At 72.8% G+C, this 16,011-nt stretch carries 13 protein-coding genes, 1 tRNA gene and 1 pseudogene; 9 read left to right on the top strand and 6 right to left on the bottom strand.

Annotated features, from left to right (window positions below; all coding sequences use genetic code 11):
• Window positions 1-8: 8 nt before the first annotated feature.
• Window positions 9-386, bottom strand: a complete 378-nt coding sequence (locus tag NRO40_RS24390) for a helix-turn-helix domain-containing protein (RefSeq protein WP_058940226.1) — start codon at window positions 384-386, stop codon at window positions 9-11.
• Window positions 383-637 (bottom strand): hypothetical protein, encoded by a 255-nt coding sequence (locus tag NRO40_RS24385; protein ID WP_058940227.1) that lies wholly within the window; start codon window positions 635-637, stop codon window positions 383-385. Before NRO40_RS24385 ends, NRO40_RS24390 begins: the two co-directional genes overlap by 4 nt.
• Before the next feature lie 128 nt (window positions 638-765).
• Here NRO40_RS24385 and NRO40_RS24380 point away from each other — a divergent pair, with 128 nt between their 5' ends.
• The 3 genes from NRO40_RS24380 (at window position 766) to NRO40_RS24370 (ending at window position 4,237) form a co-directional block, all read left to right on the top strand.
• A complete protein-coding gene (locus NRO40_RS24380) occupies window positions 766-1,623 on the top strand; it encodes a TIM barrel protein (protein WP_058940228.1) in 858 nt (285 codons plus the stop codon).
• Window positions 1,624-1,655: 32 nt separating this feature from the next.
• Complete coding sequence (locus tag NRO40_RS24375; protein ID WP_058940229.1) at window positions 1,656-2,546, top strand: 2-hydroxy-3-oxopropionate reductase; 891 nt, start codon at window positions 1,656-1,658, stop codon at window positions 2,544-2,546.
• A 227-nt stretch (window positions 2,547-2,773) separates the two neighbouring features.
• Window positions 2,774-4,237, top strand: a complete 1,464-nt coding sequence (locus NRO40_RS24370) for a catalase (RefSeq protein ID WP_058940230.1) — start codon at window positions 2,774-2,776, stop codon at window positions 4,235-4,237.
• Window positions 4,238-4,847: 610 nt separating this feature from the next.
• Here the strand turns inward: NRO40_RS24370 and NRO40_RS24365 are convergent.
• Together NRO40_RS24365 and gcl are read right to left on the bottom strand one after the other, a co-directional pair.
• A complete protein-coding gene (locus NRO40_RS24365; protein WP_198549244.1) occupies window positions 4,848-5,018 on the bottom strand; it encodes a hypothetical protein in 171 nt (56 codons plus the stop codon).
• Between the two features lie 99 nt (window positions 5,019-5,117).
• On the bottom strand, window positions 5,118-6,902 hold the full coding sequence (gcl, locus tag NRO40_RS24360; RefSeq protein ID WP_107114972.1) for a glyoxylate carboligase: 1,785 nt from the start codon (window positions 6,900-6,902) through the stop codon (window positions 5,118-5,120).
• 317 nt (window positions 6,903-7,219) lie between these two features.
• Between gcl and NRO40_RS24355 the strand changes: the two genes are divergently transcribed.
• Both NRO40_RS24355 and NRO40_RS24350 read left to right on the top strand, forming a co-directional pair.
• On the top strand, window positions 7,220-8,026 hold the full coding sequence (locus NRO40_RS24355; protein WP_306674885.1) for a hypothetical protein: 807 nt from the start codon (window positions 7,220-7,222) through the stop codon (window positions 8,024-8,026).
• Window position 8,027: 1 nt separating this feature from the next.
• Window positions 8,028-8,549 carry a GNAT family N-acetyltransferase gene (locus tag NRO40_RS24350; protein WP_058940233.1) on the top strand — a complete coding sequence of 174 codons (522 nt, stop codon included), beginning with the start codon at window positions 8,028-8,030 and terminating at the stop codon, window positions 8,547-8,549.
• Between the two features lie 219 nt (window positions 8,550-8,768).
• Here the strand turns inward: NRO40_RS24350 and NRO40_RS24345 are convergent, their stop codons facing one another.
• A complete protein-coding gene (locus NRO40_RS24345; RefSeq protein ID WP_058940234.1) occupies window positions 8,769-10,496 on the bottom strand; it encodes an AMP-binding protein in 1,728 nt (575 codons plus the stop codon).
• A 262-nt stretch (window positions 10,497-10,758) separates the two neighbouring features.
• Entirely contained in the window at window positions 10,759-11,883 is a 1,125-nt protein-coding gene (locus NRO40_RS24340) for a winged helix DNA-binding domain-containing protein (RefSeq protein WP_058940235.1), read from the bottom strand.
• 142 nt (window positions 11,884-12,025) lie between these two features.
• On the opposite strand from NRO40_RS24340, the gene NRO40_RS24335 reads away from it, so the two are divergent.
• The 4 genes and pseudogenes from NRO40_RS24335 (at window position 12,026) to NRO40_RS24320 (ending at window position 15,401) form a co-directional block, all read left to right on the top strand.
• Window positions 12,026-13,171, top strand: coding sequence for a magnesium and cobalt transport protein CorA (locus NRO40_RS24335; protein WP_079046756.1), 1,146 nt, complete (start codon window positions 12,026-12,028; stop codon window positions 13,169-13,171).
• A 407-nt stretch (window positions 13,172-13,578) separates the two neighbouring features.
• Window positions 13,579-14,199 (top strand): annotated as a pseudogene (locus NRO40_RS24330) (dihydrofolate reductase family protein).
• A gap of 96 nt (window positions 14,200-14,295) precedes the next feature.
• Window positions 14,296-15,045: an alpha/beta fold hydrolase gene (locus tag NRO40_RS24325; RefSeq protein WP_232790919.1), complete on the top strand. Its 750-nt coding sequence runs from the start codon at window positions 14,296-14,298 to the stop codon at window positions 15,043-15,045.
• 282 nt (window positions 15,046-15,327) lie between these two features.
• Window positions 15,328-15,401, top strand: a tRNA-Met gene (locus NRO40_RS24320).
• Window positions 15,402-16,011: the final 610 nt, after the last annotated feature.

Raw genomic sequence — 16,011 nt, 5'->3', positions numbered from 1 at the left:
CCGGTGTTCTACTTGCCCTTGGTGCCGTTCTCCCTGTTCAGGTAGTTGTACACGGTGAACCGGCTGACGCCGAGCGCGCCGGCCACCGTCTCGACGCCATGGCGCACGGAGAAGGCGCCGCGCGCCTCCAGGCCGCGGACGACCTCCTGCTTGGCCTTGCGGTCGAGCGCGGACAGCGGCATCCCGTGGCGCCGCTCCAGGGCGGCCAGGATGTGCTCCAGCGAGTCGGCGAGCTGGGGCAGTCGTACGGCGATCACCTCCTCGCCCTCCCAGGCGAGCACGACGTCGTCGGGTCCCGCCTCCGCGGGCGCCAGCACCCGGCCGCCCATGGCGTCGACGAGCGGCTTCACGGCGGTGACCAGCGGGTGGTCGCCCGGCGCGGTCACCGCTCGCCCTTCCCGATGACGTTCACCTGGAGCGAGACCCGGGTCGCCCCGGCCTCCAGGGAGCGGCGCAGCAGGGCGTCCACGGCGGCGAGCACCGCCTCGGGGCGGCCCTCGGCGGTGTTGCCGAACGGCCCCACGTCGACGGCGTCCAGCTGGGCGCCCTGGATGACCTCACGCGCCACGACCGCGTGCGCGGGCGCCTCGTCGAGGTCGAACGGTTCGGTCGTGAACTCGACCCTCAATCGCTCCATGGGCTCACGGTAACGCCGCGCGCGGCGACGTCCACCTGGCGGGTGCCCCTTGACAAGGACCGCGTTCCACTTGCACTCTTCCATCACGCAGAAACCAACTTCCGCAATACGGAAGGAGCGCCGCCCTCATGGCCCGCTTCTCGGAAGACGCAGGCAAGGCCCAGCGCTTCGATGTGAACCTGTCCATCCTCTTCACCGAGCTCCCGCTGCTGCAGCGCCCCGCGGCCGCCGCCGCGGCCGGCTTCACCGCGGTGGAGCTCTGGTGGCCCTGGATCGAGACCCCGACGCCCCCGCGCGGCGAGCTCGACGCGCTGAAGAAGGCGCTGGACGACGCCGGCACCCGGTTGGTCGGCCTGAACTTCTACGCCGGGCGACTGCCCGGCCCGGACCGCGGCGCCCTGTCCGTACCGGGTGAGGAGTCGGACCGCTTCCGCGCCAACGTCGACGTGGCCGCGGACTTCGCCGCCTCGGTCGGCTGCACCGCGCTCAACGCCCTGTACGGCAACCGCGTCGACGGCGTCGACCCGGCCGCGCAGGACGCGCTCGCCCTGGAGAACCTGGTCCTGGCGGCCCGCGCGGCCGACCGGATCGGCGCGACCCTGCTGGTCGAGGCCCTGAACAAGCCGGAGTCGCCCCGCTACCCGCTGGTGAGCGCCCCGGCCGCGGTCGAGGTCGTCGACCGGGTCAACGAGGCGACGGGCCTGGGCAACGCGAAGTTCCTGCTGGACCTGTACCACCTGTCGATGAACGGCGAGGACCTCGACGCGGTGATCGACGCGTACGCGGCGAAGACCGGCCACGTCCAGATCGCCGACAATCCGGGCCGCGGCGCTCCGGGCACCGGCGACCTCGACCTCTCCGGCCTGCTGACGCGGTTGCGCGGCGCCGGCTACGACGGCTGGGTGGGCCTGGAGTACAAGTCCGGCGACCGCCCCGGCGCGGACGCCTTCGACTGGCTGCCCCGCCCGCTGCGCGCCGCCGACTGACCCCCGTTACGAGCACGGAAAGAGGAACCCTCATGACCACCCTCCCCAAGGTCGCGTGGATCGGACTCGGCATCATGGGCTCCCCCATGTCCGAGAACCTGCTGAAGGCGGGCTACCAGGTCACCGGCTACACGCTGGAGCGGGAGAAGCTGGACCGGCTGGCCAAGGCCGGCGGCACCGCCGCGGCGTCGATCGCCGAGGCCGTCCGCGACGCGGACGTCGTCATCACGATGGTCCCGGCGTCGCCGCAGGTCGAGGCCATCGCCTACGGCCCCGACGGCATCCTGGAGAACGTCCGCGAGGGCACGCTGCTGATCGACATGTCGTCGATCACGCCGCAGACCTCGGTGGACCTCGCCAAGGCCGCCGCCGACAAGGGCGTGCGCGTCCTGGACGCCCCCGTGTCCGGCGGCGAGGCCGGCGCCATCGAGGCCGTGCTCTCCATCATGGTCGGCGGCGAGCAGGCCGACTTCGACGCGGCGCTGCCGGTCCTGGAGGCGCTCGGCAAGACCATCGTCCTGTGCGGCCCGCACGGGTCGGGGCAGACGGTGAAGGCCGCCAACCAGCTGATCGTCGCGGTCAACATCCAGGCGTGCGCCGAGGCCGTGGTCTTCCTGGAGAAGTCCGGCGTCGACCTGAGGGCCGCCCTGGACGTCCTCAACGGCGGCCTCGCCGGCTCCACGGTGCTGACGCGCAAGAAGGACAACTTCCTCGACCGCGACTTCGCCCCCGGCTTCCGGATCGACCTGCACCACAAGGACATGGGCATCGTCACCGACGCGGCCCGCAACGTCGGCGCCGCCCTGCCGGTCGGCGCCGTGGTCGCCCAGCTGGTCGCCTCCCTGCGCGCCCAGGGCGACGGCGGCCTGGACCACTCGGCCCTGCTGCGCGCGGTCGAGCGCCTCTCCGGCGCCCAGGTCTGACCCGCAGCCCTCCGTTCCCCCGACCCGGATCCCCGCTCCTGACCGGCCCGGGTCGGGCCAGACTTCCGGACGGCGCCGGCGCTGACACCTGTCCTGTCGCGCCCAGGCGCCGGTGCCGTCCGGAATCCCTTTCTCCGCTTTCAACAAACTGTTGACGTTCTCCTCGGGGCGTCCCTACGCTCCTGAGCACCCGCCAGCAGCTCCGCACGGAAGGTCAACCGACGAAAATGGCGAAGCGCGTGCTTACGACCGAGTCCGGCGCCCCGGTCGCCGACAACCAGAACTCCGCCACCGCCGGTGTCGGTGGCCCGCTCCTCATCCAGGACCAGCACCTGATCGAGAAGCTCGCCCGCTTCAACCGGGAGCGCATCCCGGAGCGCGTCGTCCACGCCCGCGGGTCCGGCGCGTACGGCCACTTCGAGGTCACCGACGACGTCACCGCCTTCACCCGGGCGCACTTCCTCGGCGAGGTCGGCCGGCGCACCGAGCTGTTCCTCCGCTTCTCCACCGTCGCCGACTCGCTCGGCGGCGCGGACGCGGTGCGCGACCCGCGCGGCTTCGCGGTGAAGTTCTACACCGAGGAGGGCAACTACGACCTCGTCGGCAACAACACCCCGGTCTTCTTCATCAAGGACCCGATCAAGTTCCCCGACTTCATCCACTCGCAGAAGCGCGACCCGTTCACGGGCAAGCAGGAGCCGGACAACGTCTGGGACTTCTGGGCGCACGCCCCCGAGGCGACGCACCAGGTGACGTGGCTGATGGGCGACCGCGGCATCCCCGCCTCGTACCGCCACATGAACGGCTACGGCTCGCACACCTACCAGTGGACGAACGCGCGGGGCGAGGCCTTCTTCGTCAAGTACCACTTCAAGACGAACCAGGGCATCCGCTGCCTGTCGTCCGAGCAGGCCGCCGAGGTCGTCGGCCAGGACGCCAACTCGCACCAGACCGACCTGCTCCAGGCCATCGAGCGGGGTGTGAACCCCTCCTGGACGCTGTACGTGCAGATCATGCCGGCGCACGAGGCGGCGGAGTACCGCTTCAACCCGTTCGACCTGACCAAGGTGTGGCCGCACGCCGACTACCCGCTGCGGCGAGTGGGCCGCCTCGTCCTCGACCGCAACCCGGACAACGTCTTCGCCGAGGTCGAGCAGGCCGCGTTCTCGCCGAACAACTTCGTCCCCGGCATCGGCCCGTCCCCGGACAAGATGCTCCAGGGCCGCCTGTTCGCCTACGCGGACGCCCAGCGCTACCGCCTCGGCGTGAACCACACGCAGCTGCCGGTCAACTCGCCGAAGGCTCTCCCGGGCGGCGCCGACAACTACGGCCGCGACGGCCTGATGTCGACCCGCAACGGTGCCCGCCAGGACCGCAACTACGAGCCCAACTCCTACGCCGGCCCCGCGCAGACCGACGCGGCGCTCTCCGCCCCGCTGGCGGTCGCCGGGTACACCGGCACCCACGCGGCACCGGCGCACGTGAAGGACGACGACTTCTTCCAGGCGGGCGAGCTGTACCGCCTGATGTCCGAGGACGAGAGGGCCCGCCTCGTCGCGAACATCGCCGGCGGCCTGTCCCAGGTCTCCCGCGAGGACGTCGTCGAGAAGAACCTCGCCCACTTCCACGCCGCCGACCCGGAGTACGGCCGGCGCGTGGAGGAGGTCGTCCGCGCCCTGCGCGAGGACTGAGCGCCGACTTCGTCGACGCGATGACGGCGTACGGAGGCTGACGGGAGGTCGGCCGCCGTACGCGGTCCGGACCGTGGCCCGGATGAGGGGTGGCCGCGGGTACGGACAGGTGAGGGCCGCGGCGGTGTACACACCAGTGCGGTGGTGAGCGGATCCGGTCGCCTCCTTGACCTGAAGGGAGGCCGCCCGGAACCCGGGGTCGCCGCCGCGGTCCCACGAACCTCCCCCACCGATGCCGTCCGGCGGCGCGAACGTCCTGTCGCGCCAGCCTCGCACCGTCGGACGGTCTCCACCCTGCGCGCCCCCCGCTCCGGCGGGGGGCGCGCTGTCATGTCCGCTGCCCCCTCGGGCGGGCGCCTTCCGCACGCCGGGGCCCGGGACGGTCGCGCCGGCCCCGCCCGAGGACCGCCGCGCCGCCGGCCGCACCCGAGGGCTCGTACCGGCACCCCCACCGGACCGGCATCGGTCGAGCCACGACCCACCGCCCGTGCGTGCGGGCCCACGGACCGCCGGGTGGCGGTACGGGGGCGCGACACCGGCGGGGCGCGCCGGCCCGCCGCGGGAGGGCTCCTCGACGGTGCCCGTGCCGCCGCGGTGGCGGGGCGGTACGTCAGTGGTCGGACCGGAGGCTCGGGTCGATCAGCCTGTCCAGAACCTCGCGCACCGCGCGGTACGCCGTCGCGGCCGTCGCGTCGGCCGCCCGTTCCTCCTCGTCCCGGGCCCAGTCCCGGGCGACCCTCACTCGCCGGAGCAGTTCGTCCGCGTCCACAATCTCGGCCATGCCCTACGGCTACCCCCGTCCGCCCCGGCCATGGCACGGCGAACGGCCCCCGCCCCGGTGTACCGGGAGGGGGGCCGTGTGCGCCTCTGCGGGCGGGCGTCAGGCGAGCGGACGGACCGCCGTCGGGGCGTGGCCGGGCTCGGTGGCGAGCTCCTCCCACTCCGTGATGTCGCTGATGTCCATGGTGCGGCTCATGGAGATGTTCGTGACCCTCTCCAGGATCGCCTCCACGACGACCGGAACCCGGTACTCGGCGGCCAGCTTCTTGGCCTCCTCGAAGGCCGGCAGCAGCTGGTCCGGCTCGGTGACGCGGATCGCCTTGCAGCCGAGGCCCTCGACGACCTTGACGTGATCGACGCCGTAGACGCCGAGCTCCGGGGAGTTGAGGTTCTCGAACTCCAGGTTCACCTGGAAGTTGATGTCCAGGCCGGCCTGCGCCTGGCGGATCAGACCCAGGTAGGAGTTGTTGACCAGGACGTGGACGTACGGGATGCGGTGCTGCGCGCCGACGGCCAGTTCCTCGATCATGAACTGGAAGTCGTAGTCACCCGAGAGCGCGACGACCTGGGCCTCCGGGTCCGCCTTGGCGACGCCGAGCGCGGCGGGGATGGTCCAGCCGAGCGGCCCGGCCTGGCCGCAGTTGATCCAGTGGCGCGGCTTGTAGACGTGCAGCATCTGCGCGCCGGCGATCTGGGAGAGGCCGATGGTGGTGACGTACCGGGTCTCGGGGCCGAACGCCCGGTTCATCTCCTCGTAGACGCGCTGCGGCTTCAGCGGCACGTCGTCGAAGTGCGTGCGGCGCAGCAGGGTCGCCTTGCGCTCCTGCGTGGAGGCGACCCAGGCGGAGCGGTCGGGGAGCTTGCCGGCCGCCTTCAGCTCCCTGGCGACCTCGACGAAGAGCTCCAGGGCCGCCTTGGCGTCGGAGGCGATGCCGTAGTCCGGGGCGAAGATCTTGCCGATCTGGGTGGGCTCGATGTCGACGTGGACGAACGTGCGTCCCCGGGTGTAGACGTCGAGCTTGTAACCGGTGTGGCGGTTGGCCCAGCGGTTGCCGATGCCAAGGACGAAGTCCGACTCCAGGAAGTTCGCGTTGCCGTAGCGGTGCGAGGTCTGGACGCCGACCATGCCGGCGTTCAGGCCGTGGTCGTCGGGGAGGGTGCCCCAGCCCATGAGGGTCGGGATGACCGGGGTGTTCGTCAGCTCGGCGAACTCGACCAGCAGGTCGGACGCGTCGGCGCTGATGATGCCGCCGCCCGCGACGATGACCGGGCGCTCCGACTCCAGGAAGAGGGAGAGCGCCTTCTCGATCTGCGCCCGGGTCGCGGCCGGCTTGTAGACCGGCAGCGGCTCGTACGTGTCGGGGTCGAACTCGATCTCGGTGAGCTGGACGTCGATCGGCAGGTCGATGAGGACCGGCCCGGGGCGTCCGGAGCGCATCAGGTGGAACGCCTGCTGGAAGACGCCGGGGACCTGCGCGGCCTCCAGGACGGTGGTGGCCGCCTTGGTGACCGGCTTGGCGATCGACGCGATGTCGACGGCCTGGAAGTCCTCCTTGTGGATCACGGAGGTGGGGGCCTGGCCGGTGATGCAGAGGATCGGGATCGAGTCACCGATGGCCGAGTACAGGCCGGTGATCATGTCGGTGCCGGCGGGGCCGGACGTCCCGATGCAGACGCCGATGTTCCCCGGGTGGGTGCGGGTGTACCCCTCGGCCATGTGCGAGGCGCCCTCGACGTGGCGAGCGAGGGTGTGGTCGATCCCGCCGCCCTGCTGGAGGGCCTTGTAGAAGGGGTTGATCGCCGCGCCCGGCACACCGAACGCGTTGGTGACGCCTTCGCGCTTGAGGATCTCAACTGCCGCTCGGGCGGCGGTCATTCGAGGCATGGGTGCTCCTGCTTCGGCCTGGCGGATCCGGCTCTGTCGCGCCACCTGAGAGCGTCGATCCGTTCTCGTCTTCCGTAATGCGGAATACTATTTCTGTTATACGGAAGCAATGTAGGCCGGGTCCCCGGAACCCGTCAAGGGATGGCCGAATGCCTCCCCAAGCACGCGCGCGTGGTGGACCATGGGGGACGCGAAGAAGGGGGCCGATCGCCGTGGGAGAGAACGTGCCGGTGCGCTGCCCGGCCTGCCGCCGCGCACACGCGTACACAGCGCCCGTCTACCCGTGCGCGTGCGGCGCGCCGGTGGCCCCTCCCGTGATGCGCGGCGCCCCCGCCGAGCCCATCACGCACCGCACCTGGACGGACGAGTGGGTCACCGTCCGCTGCGGTGCCTGCCGTCGGCTGGGCCAGTGGCCGCAGCCGGAGCTCGGCTGCCCCTGCGGAGCGGTCCTGCGGGTTCCGGTACGGCCGGTCACCACGACGAACCCGAGCAGACTCGGCGGACCCGTGCGCTTCGACCCCCCGGGCACGGGCGCGACGAGACGCGAGACGACCGGTGATCACACGACCGGGCCCGACGCGCCAGGCCCTGCGACCGCCCCGGACACCACCGCCGGCGCCTCGGGGCCGCCCCCCGGCCAGGAACCGTCCGGACCCCCCGAGGCGACCGCGTCCACCACGGGCGTCTCCACGGTCCACACCGCCCCCGTACCGCCCCCTCCCCCGCCTGTCGCCCGCCCCGCCTTCCACCCGGTCACCATCCGCACCGCCCGGGACGCGGTCACCACCGCCGCGCTGTATCTGCGGTGGCTCGGATTCCGGGAGGTCGTCCAGCCGGAGGAGCGTCGCGCGGCCGTGTCGTCCGGCATCGAGCTGCGGGGCCCCGGTCTGGTCGCGCAGGTCGACCCGACGACCCGGCCCGTCGCCCTGCGCGCCGTGGAGTGCCTGTGGCTGGAGGGGCTCGCGGCGGCGGCGGTGGCCGTGTGCTTCTCCCTCGCCGGGTACGAGGACAAGGCCCGCGCCCGCGCCGACGGCGTGGGGCTGCCCCTGTTCGTCATGGACCTCACGGGCACGCCCCAGCCGGTCAACTCGCCCGCCGACGACCTGCTCGCGCGGGGGGCGTGACGTGCGGATCCGCCCCGCCCGGCACGCCGACCTGCCGCGCCTCCAGGACGTGGAACGCGCCGCCGGCGAACCGTTCCGCGCGCTCGGCATGGACGCCGTCGCCGACGACGACCCGCCGCCGCTCACCACCCTGGAGGAGTACCGGGCGGCCGGTCGGGCCCTGGTCGCCGAGGAGGGCGGCCCCGCCCTGGCGTACCTGCTCTGGGACGACGTGGACGGTGCCGCCCACGTGGAGCAGGTGAGCGTCCACCCGGACGCCGCCCGCAGGGGCCTGGGGCGCGCCCTCATCGAGGAGTTGGCGGCGGACACGGCCGCCCGCGGGGTCCCGGCGCTGACGCTCACGACGTTCCGGGACGTGCCGTGGAACGCCCCGTACTACGCCCGCATCGGCTTCCGCGTACTGGCGGCGGCGGAACTGACGCACGGCCTGCGCGGCATCCGCCACGCCGAGGCGGCACACGGCCTGGACCGGTGGCCCCGCGTCTGCATGCGACGCGACCTGCCACGCGCCCCGGGGCGGTAGGCGGGGCCGGGCGGGTTCGCCCCCGCAGGGGTCGGCGGAGAAGCGCGGGTGCCCCGGCCGGGACCCGAGCCCGCCGACCCCGAGGAGGTGAGCCCGCCCGGCCCCGCCGCACCCACCACCCTGGATGGGCGCCGCCACCGCAACCCCCACCCAGAGGCAGTGCCGTCCTCCGGCCCCGAACAGAACCGACACCCCACCCCGACGCCGACCCCCCACCCCCTACCGGTGGTCCTCCTCGCGGTACTCGGCGGTCGAACTGGCCGCGGTGCGCTCCCGCAGTTCGATGCGGCGGATCTTGCCGGACACGGTCTTGGGCAGTTCGGCGAACTCGATCCGGCGGATGCGCTGGTACGGGGCGAGGACGGCCCGCGCGTGCGCGAACAGCGCCTTGGCCGTCTCCGGGCCGGGCTCCCAGCCGTCGGCGAGGACGACGTACGCCTTGGGGACGGCGAGCCGGACCGGGTCCGGCGCGGGCACCACGGCGGCCTCCGCGACCGCCTCGTGCTCCAGCAGGGCGCTCTCCAGCTCGAACGGGCTGATCTTGTAGTCACTGGCCTTGAAGACGTCGTCGGCCCGCCCCACGTACGTGAGGTATCCGTCGGCGTCGCGGGCGGCGATGTCGCCCGTGCGGTAGAAGCCGCCGCGCATGGCCTGCGCGGTGCGTTCGGGGTCGCCGTGGTACCCCGTCATGAGCCCGGCCGGTCGGGCGGACAGGTCCAGGGCGATCTCGCCCTCGTCGGCGCCCGGCTCGCCCGTCACCGGGTCGAGGAGCTCGACGCGGAAACCGGGGCTCGGGCGGCCCATGGAACCGGGCTTCAGGAGCTGGCCGGGGCTGTTGGAGATCTGGACGGCCGTCTCGGTCTGCCCGAATCCGTCGCGGACGCTGACGCCCCAGGCACGCCGTACGGCGGCGATGACCTCGGGGTTGAGCGGCTCGCCCGCCGCGACGACCTCGCGGGGCGGGGTGCGCAGGGCGGTCAGGTCGGCCTGGATGAGCATCCGCCACACCGTGGGCGGGGCGCAGAAGCTGGTGACGCCGTGGCGGTCCATCTCCGCCATGAGGCGGGCCGGGTCGAACCGCGTGTAGTTGTGGACGAAGACCGTGGCCTCGGCGTTCCAGGGAGCGAACAGGTTGGACCAGGCGTGCTTGGCCCAGCCGGGTGAGGAGATGTTGAGATGGACGTCGCCGGGCCGCAGCCCGATCCAGTGCATCGTCGCCAGGTGGCCGACGGGGTAGGAGGTATGGGTGTGCTCGACGAGCTTCGGGCGGGCGGTGGTGCCGGAAGTGAAGTAGAGCATCAGGGTGTCGGAGGCGTCGGTGGGCCCGTCGGGGACGAAGGTGTCGTCCGCGGCGTAGGCGTCCTCGAACGCCGCCCACCCCCCACCGGCGCCCCCCACCCCGCCCCGCGCGGCCTCCGCGGCCTCCCGCGAACGGCCGCCGCCGACGGCGATGCGCGTGTACTCCCCCGGCACGTCGTCGAACTTGCCGATGTCCGCCGCGCGGACGACGACGTGGCGGGCCCTGCCCCGCTCGACGCGGTCCCGGAGGTCGGCGGGGCCGAGCAGCGGGGTGGCGGGGATGACCACCGCGCGCAGCTTCATCGCGGCGAGCGCCGTCTCCCACAGCTCGACCTGGTTGGCGAGCATGACGACGATCCGGTCGCCGGCCGCCACGCCGTGCGCGTCACGCAGCCAGTTGGCGACGCGGGCCGAGCGGGCCGACATCTCCGCGAAGCTGCGCCGCGTCTCGGTACCGTCCTCCTCGACGATGTGCAGGGCGGTCGCGTCGTTGCCGGCCGCGATGACGTCGAACCAGTCCAGGGCCCAGTTGAACCGGGCGGGCCGGGGCCAGGAGAACCCGGCGCGGGCCGCCTCGTAGTCCTCCCGGTGCCGTAGCAGGAAGTCCCGGGCCGCCCGGAACTGCTCGGTCGCGCCGCTCTCCGGCATCGTCGTCCTCCTCGTCGCGGGGGGGTGTGGGCGCCATGGTGTACGCGCCGCCCCCGGTGTCACTACCCCCCGGACGCCCCGGAAGCGCACCGACCGCCCCCGCCCGCACCCGCACCACCCCGCGCCTCGGGCCCCACGCCACTCCCCACCGACACCCCAAACCTCACACGCCACTCCCCACCGACACCCCAAACCTCACACGCCACGCACCACCCGACGCCCCCACTCCCCCACCCCGGACCGCCGATCCCCCGATCACCGGCTACGCGTCGGCGGCGAAGGTCCCGATCCGCACGTCGAAGGGGCCGCGACCCGGCGTGGTGAGGACGTACCCGGCCTCGTCGATCAGCGCGTCCCGCTGGGCGCCGGTGAGCGGGGTGAAGGGCTGGACGGTCATCGTGGCGGCACCGTCGCGGCCCTCGTCCAGCGCCCAGATCCCGGCGACGAGTCCGTCGACGAGGAAGGTCCGGTACGCCTGGTTGCCCTTCCACGTCCGGTCCCGGTACTCGGTCGGTACGACGCGCGAACGGTCGGCGTGGGAGAGCAGGAGGTTGTCGAACTCGGGCAGGAAGCGGGGCGGGGCCGACGTGTCCGGGTCCGGGCGGGGCGCGTCGGGGAGGTCGAACAGCTCGGTGCCCCGCGGGTCGCGGAAGGTCACCAGCCGGGGCCGCAGCCGCTCGAACGCGTCCCGCAGCCGGGTGAGGCCGCACCAGGTCTGCATGTCCTTGACGGAGGCGGGCCCGAAGGCCGCGAGGTACCGCAGGACGACGTCCTCCGGGCGCACCGGCGGCGCCTCCCGTACCCGCCGGGGTCCGAACCAGACGTCCGTCGTGGTCAGCTCGACCTGGCCGCTGCGGTCCCACAGGCCGCGCGGGGTGACCTGGACGAGCGGCAGCGAGCAGCGGGCGGTGACGGTCAGGGCGAGGGGGTCGGCGTCGGGCCAGCGTTCCAGCAGGACCTCGCGGATCTCCTTCGGGGTGCGGGGCCGCTCCTCGACGAGCTCGCGGACGAGGGCCGTCAGGACGTCGACGTCCACGCCGGCGAGCCGCTTGCGGAACTGCCGCACCCCGCGGTCGCCGACGGGCCGCGTGAAGGGGCCGAGGGCGAGGACGTCGTCGGCGGTGTGGGTGTGGAGGGTGGACCGCAGGGTGACGACCCGGGCGACCTCGCGCCGCTCCATCAGCCCGGACAGCTCCTCGGGGCGGAAGCCGTCGAGCCGGGCGGCGAGGGCGTGGTACGGGGGCTTGGTGTTCTGCGCCTGGAGCCCGACGAGGTGGCGCACGGCGTCCTTCGCCGGCATGCGGGTACGCCGTAGGAGGAGCTGACGTGCCAGCGTGGCGCGGTTGAGCGCCCGGAGGGAGAGCACGGGCGGGGTCGTCGATGCCATGGCGGCACGCTACCGAGCGACGCGGACACCTTCTGTCCGCGAGACGGCGAACCGACGGCCATACCGGCGACCGGGCCGGGACAAACCGGGGCGTATATCCTGCCTTCCGGCCCCGGACGTCCGCAGGAGGTGAGGACCCGCGATGACCCTGCCCTCAAGGAGGCACAACCGCCGCCGGCGCCCCGACGAGCCGGAGCCGACGGCGCCGCCCGCCGCGGTCGACGCGGCCGTCGACCCGACCGTCGCCCCCGCGGGAGGGGCGCGGGGCGGCAGCGTCGTCGAGGCGTCGCTGTACCGGGACGGCCGCAAGGTGTCGTCCCCGACCTCCCTCTCCGAGACGTTCCGGCAGCTGCGCGAGGAGCCGGACGGCATGGCGTGGATCGGTCTGCAACGCCCGTCCGAGGGCGAGCTGCTGTCGCTGGCGGCCGAGTTCGACCTGCACGAGCTGGCCGTCGAGGACGCGATGGAGGCCCACCAGCGACCGAAGCTGGAGCGGTACGGCGGCACGCTCTTCGTCGTCCTGCGTGCCGCCCGCTACCTGGACGCCCAGGAGGAGGTCGACTTCGCCGAGCTGCACGTGTTCGTCGGCCCCGACTTCCTGATCACCGTCCGGCACGGCGCCGCCCCCGACCTGTCGGTGGTGCGCCGCCGCATGGAGGACACCCCGGAACTCCTCGCCCTCGGTCCGGAGGCGGTGCTGTACGCCATCCTGGACGCGGTCGTCGACGGATACGCGCCGGTCGTGGCGGGCGTCCAGAACGACATCGACGAGATCGAGACGGAGGTCTTCCGCGGCGACCCCGCGGTGTCCCGCCGCATCTACGAACTCTCCCGCGAGGTGGTCGAGTTCCAGCGCGCCACCCGCCCGCTGGTCGGCATGCTGCACGGCCTGATGGCGGGCTTCGCCAAGTACGGCACGGAGGAGGAGCTCCAGCGCTATCTGCGCGACGTCGCCGACCACGTCACCCACACCAGCGAACGCGTGGACGGCTTCCGTCAGGCCCTGACGGAGATCCTCACGGTCAACGCCACCCTGGTCACCCAGCAGCAGAACGCCGAGATGCGCGCCCTGGCGGAGGCCGGCTTCGAGCAGAACGAGGAGATCAAGAAGATCTCCTCGTGGGCGGCCATCCTCTTCGCACCCACACTGGTGGGAACCATCTACGGCATGAACTTCGACCACATGCCGGAGCTGCACTGGGTGTACGGCTACCCCTTCGCGATCCTGCTGATGGCGGTGGTGTGTTCGAGCCTGTACGTGGTCTTCAAGAAGCGGGACTGGCTGTAGAGGTCAGGCGGGATGCACCCGACCTCAATTCGCATCCGCGAAACGGTTGCCTTCCTCCACCCGGGGTTCCATGCCCCGTGTCGCGGCACGCCGGAAGCCGGGCCGCCATCGCGGCCGTCACCGAGAGCCGCCAACCCGGCCAAGGCCACCCCCACGGCCGGCGGCTCGCCCGAGCCGGCATCCCACCCGGTCCGGCCGAGCAGGTGCTGTGCGCCGTCCGGATCCGTCTCTCCAGCGAGCCGGCCCTACTCTTCGACCTGTGCACGCGCGGCGCCGAGGTACGCAGGAACGTCGTCCGCTGCCCGTCCGACGTTGGCGCCTCGCACGTCGTGCTATCAAGTTCGCACCCCACAAGACGCTTCAGGCGCGAGCAATGAGTCTGGGCGGCGGATCGGGTCTGCCCTGGCATGACTCGCATCATCGGCGACATCTCGATCCCTCTCGACGGCTTCGTCACCGGGCCCCCGGCCCCAGCCCGGGCAACGGGCCGGGCACCGGCGGGGAGGCCCTGCACACGTGGGCGTTCTCCGACGCCCCCGACGACCGCCGGGCCCTGCGCGAGGGGACCGCCCGGTCGGGCGCCGTCGTCCTCGGCCGCCACCTCTTCGACGTCGTCGACGGGCCGGAGGGCCGGGACGACACGTCCGTCTACGGCCCCGGGGCAGACGGCAAGCCCGCGTCCTTCGTCGTGACGAGCTCGCCGCCGGAGTCGGCGCGGACAACCAGACTCGACTGGACGTTCGTCACCACCGGTCTGCCCGATGCCGTCACCGCCTCACGCGAGCGAGCCGAGGTGGCGTCGTCGGACAGTGGCAAGGGCCTCGACCTCGTCCTCATAGGCGGCGGCGCCACGGTCGGCTCGGCGCTCGGGACCGGGCTGGTCGGCACGCTGAGGACGCCTCTCGCCGCCCCTCGTGCTGGGCGCCGGGAGACCGCTGTCCACCGGCACAGCGCCGCGCACGCTGGTACAGCGGAGCGTGATCCCGACATCGACCGCGACGCAGCTGACCTACGACGTCCTGAGGTGATCCGATGACCACTGTCAACGCCAATGAGATCGCCTTGGGCATCGAGTCGTTCGGTGACGACGACGCGCCACTCGTCCTGCTCGCCACGGGACGACCATGCTTTCCTGGCCTGACGCGCTGTGCGAGCGCCTCGCCGCCGGCGGGCGCCGTGTGGTGCGCTACGACCTGCGCGACAGCGGTGAGTCGACGACGGCGGATCCGGAGGCGCCCGCCTACACCCTGCGCGGCCTCGCCGCCGACGCGGCGGCCCTAGCGGACGCGCTCGGCGGCGGGCCTGCGCACCTCGCGGGGATCGGCGTCGGTGGAATGGTCGCCCAGGTGGCCGTGCTCGACCATCCGGGCGCGTTCTCGGCACTCACCCTGGTGGGAACCCGCGCGGTTGCCCCCGGCCTGCCCGACGATGACCTCCCCGGCCATGACCAGGCGACGATGAGGCGGCTGTTCGCGCGTCCGATGCCCGACTGGTCCGACCGCGAGGCGGTTGCGGAGTTCGCCGCCGCCGGCGCGGAGATCCTCGGCGACGACCCCGTCGCAGCGCGCGCAGTCGCCGCGCGCATGCGGGACCGCCCGCCCGGCACCGCACCCCCGGTCCAGATGGCCAACCAGATGGGGATGGTGTTCTCCAAGCTCGACTGCGAACCCCGCTGGCGCGAGCGCCTGCCCGGGATCGAGGTCCCCACGCTGGTCGTCCACGGCGGCCGCGACCGGTTCTTCCCCGTCGGCAACGGCGAGGCGATCGCGCGCGAGATCCCCGGGGCACGGCTGCTCGTTCTCAAAGAGGCAGCCACTGCGATCCCCGATGCGGCGGTCGGCGAGGTCACCGAGGCGATGCTCACGCACGGATAGAGGACGTCGGGTGCCGCGCGGGTCTGGCCACCCCGCAGCGGTGGGCGTCGGAGGCTCGGCGCGGGAGTCCACGGAGCCAGGCTCAACACCCCGCTCAACGAATCCCCTCACGGGCAGCGCCACACGTGGTGCGCACGACGTGGTCGGTCACACCGGCGCCGAGCCGCGAAAAGTGTCCTCCGTGCCTCGCGCCACACGGTCGCCCCCACGGAAGACGGCGGACGCTCGGGAGCGGCCTGGTCTCGGGTGGTGCCGTGGGTGGCGTACTGTTGGGTCTACCGACGCGGGGTGGAGCAGCTCGGTAGCTCGCTGGGCTCATAACCCAGAGGTCGCAGGTTCAAATCCTGTCCCCGCTACTGAAGTGACATGAGGCCCGGATCATGCGATCCGGGCCTCATGCGTGCACCCGCACCTCAGGCCGTCCGTCCGAATGCAGTCCGCAGCGGTACGCGCCGTGCGGTGGATGCTCGCCGGATCGCGGTCGCCCGGACCGCGTCTTCCGGGCCCTCGACCGCCGCCTCTCGGACTGCTGCCCACATCGCTCGGACGACAGCCCCTCCCTGCGCGGCACTGTCCTGGGCCGGCGGGAGGTGTGTGGGGCGAACCTGCCGCGCGGCTGTGCGCAGCGCCGCGATGACGGCGGGTCGCGTCGGGCAGGTGGTGATACCGCTGCCGCCGCACGACGTCGACGGTACTGAGCGTGAGTTCCCGCAGTCGCGCCTGGTCGGTGAGCTGCGGGTGGTATGAAGCGAATCCGGTGAGCGCGGGGGCCACGCTCCCGGCGGCGGTCGACGGCAGCGCGGCGACCGCGTCGGTGGCGCCGACCGTGCCCTTGACCGCGGCGATGGCGCACTCGGCCTCCTCTGTGGCGACGATGATCCGGTCGGCGTGTTCGAGGAGCAGCCGCGCCCTTTCAGAAGTCCGCACACGCGAAGACTCACGCGCCGCCGTTCGCCTTTCGCGGGC

The organism is Streptomyces changanensis (assembly GCF_024600715.1).
Taxonomy (GTDB): Bacteria; Actinomycetota; Actinomycetes; order Streptomycetales; family Streptomycetaceae; genus Streptomyces; species Streptomyces changanensis.
Note: the sequence above shows the minus strand (reverse complement) of the source record. Positions and strands in the feature narration are given on the sequence as shown.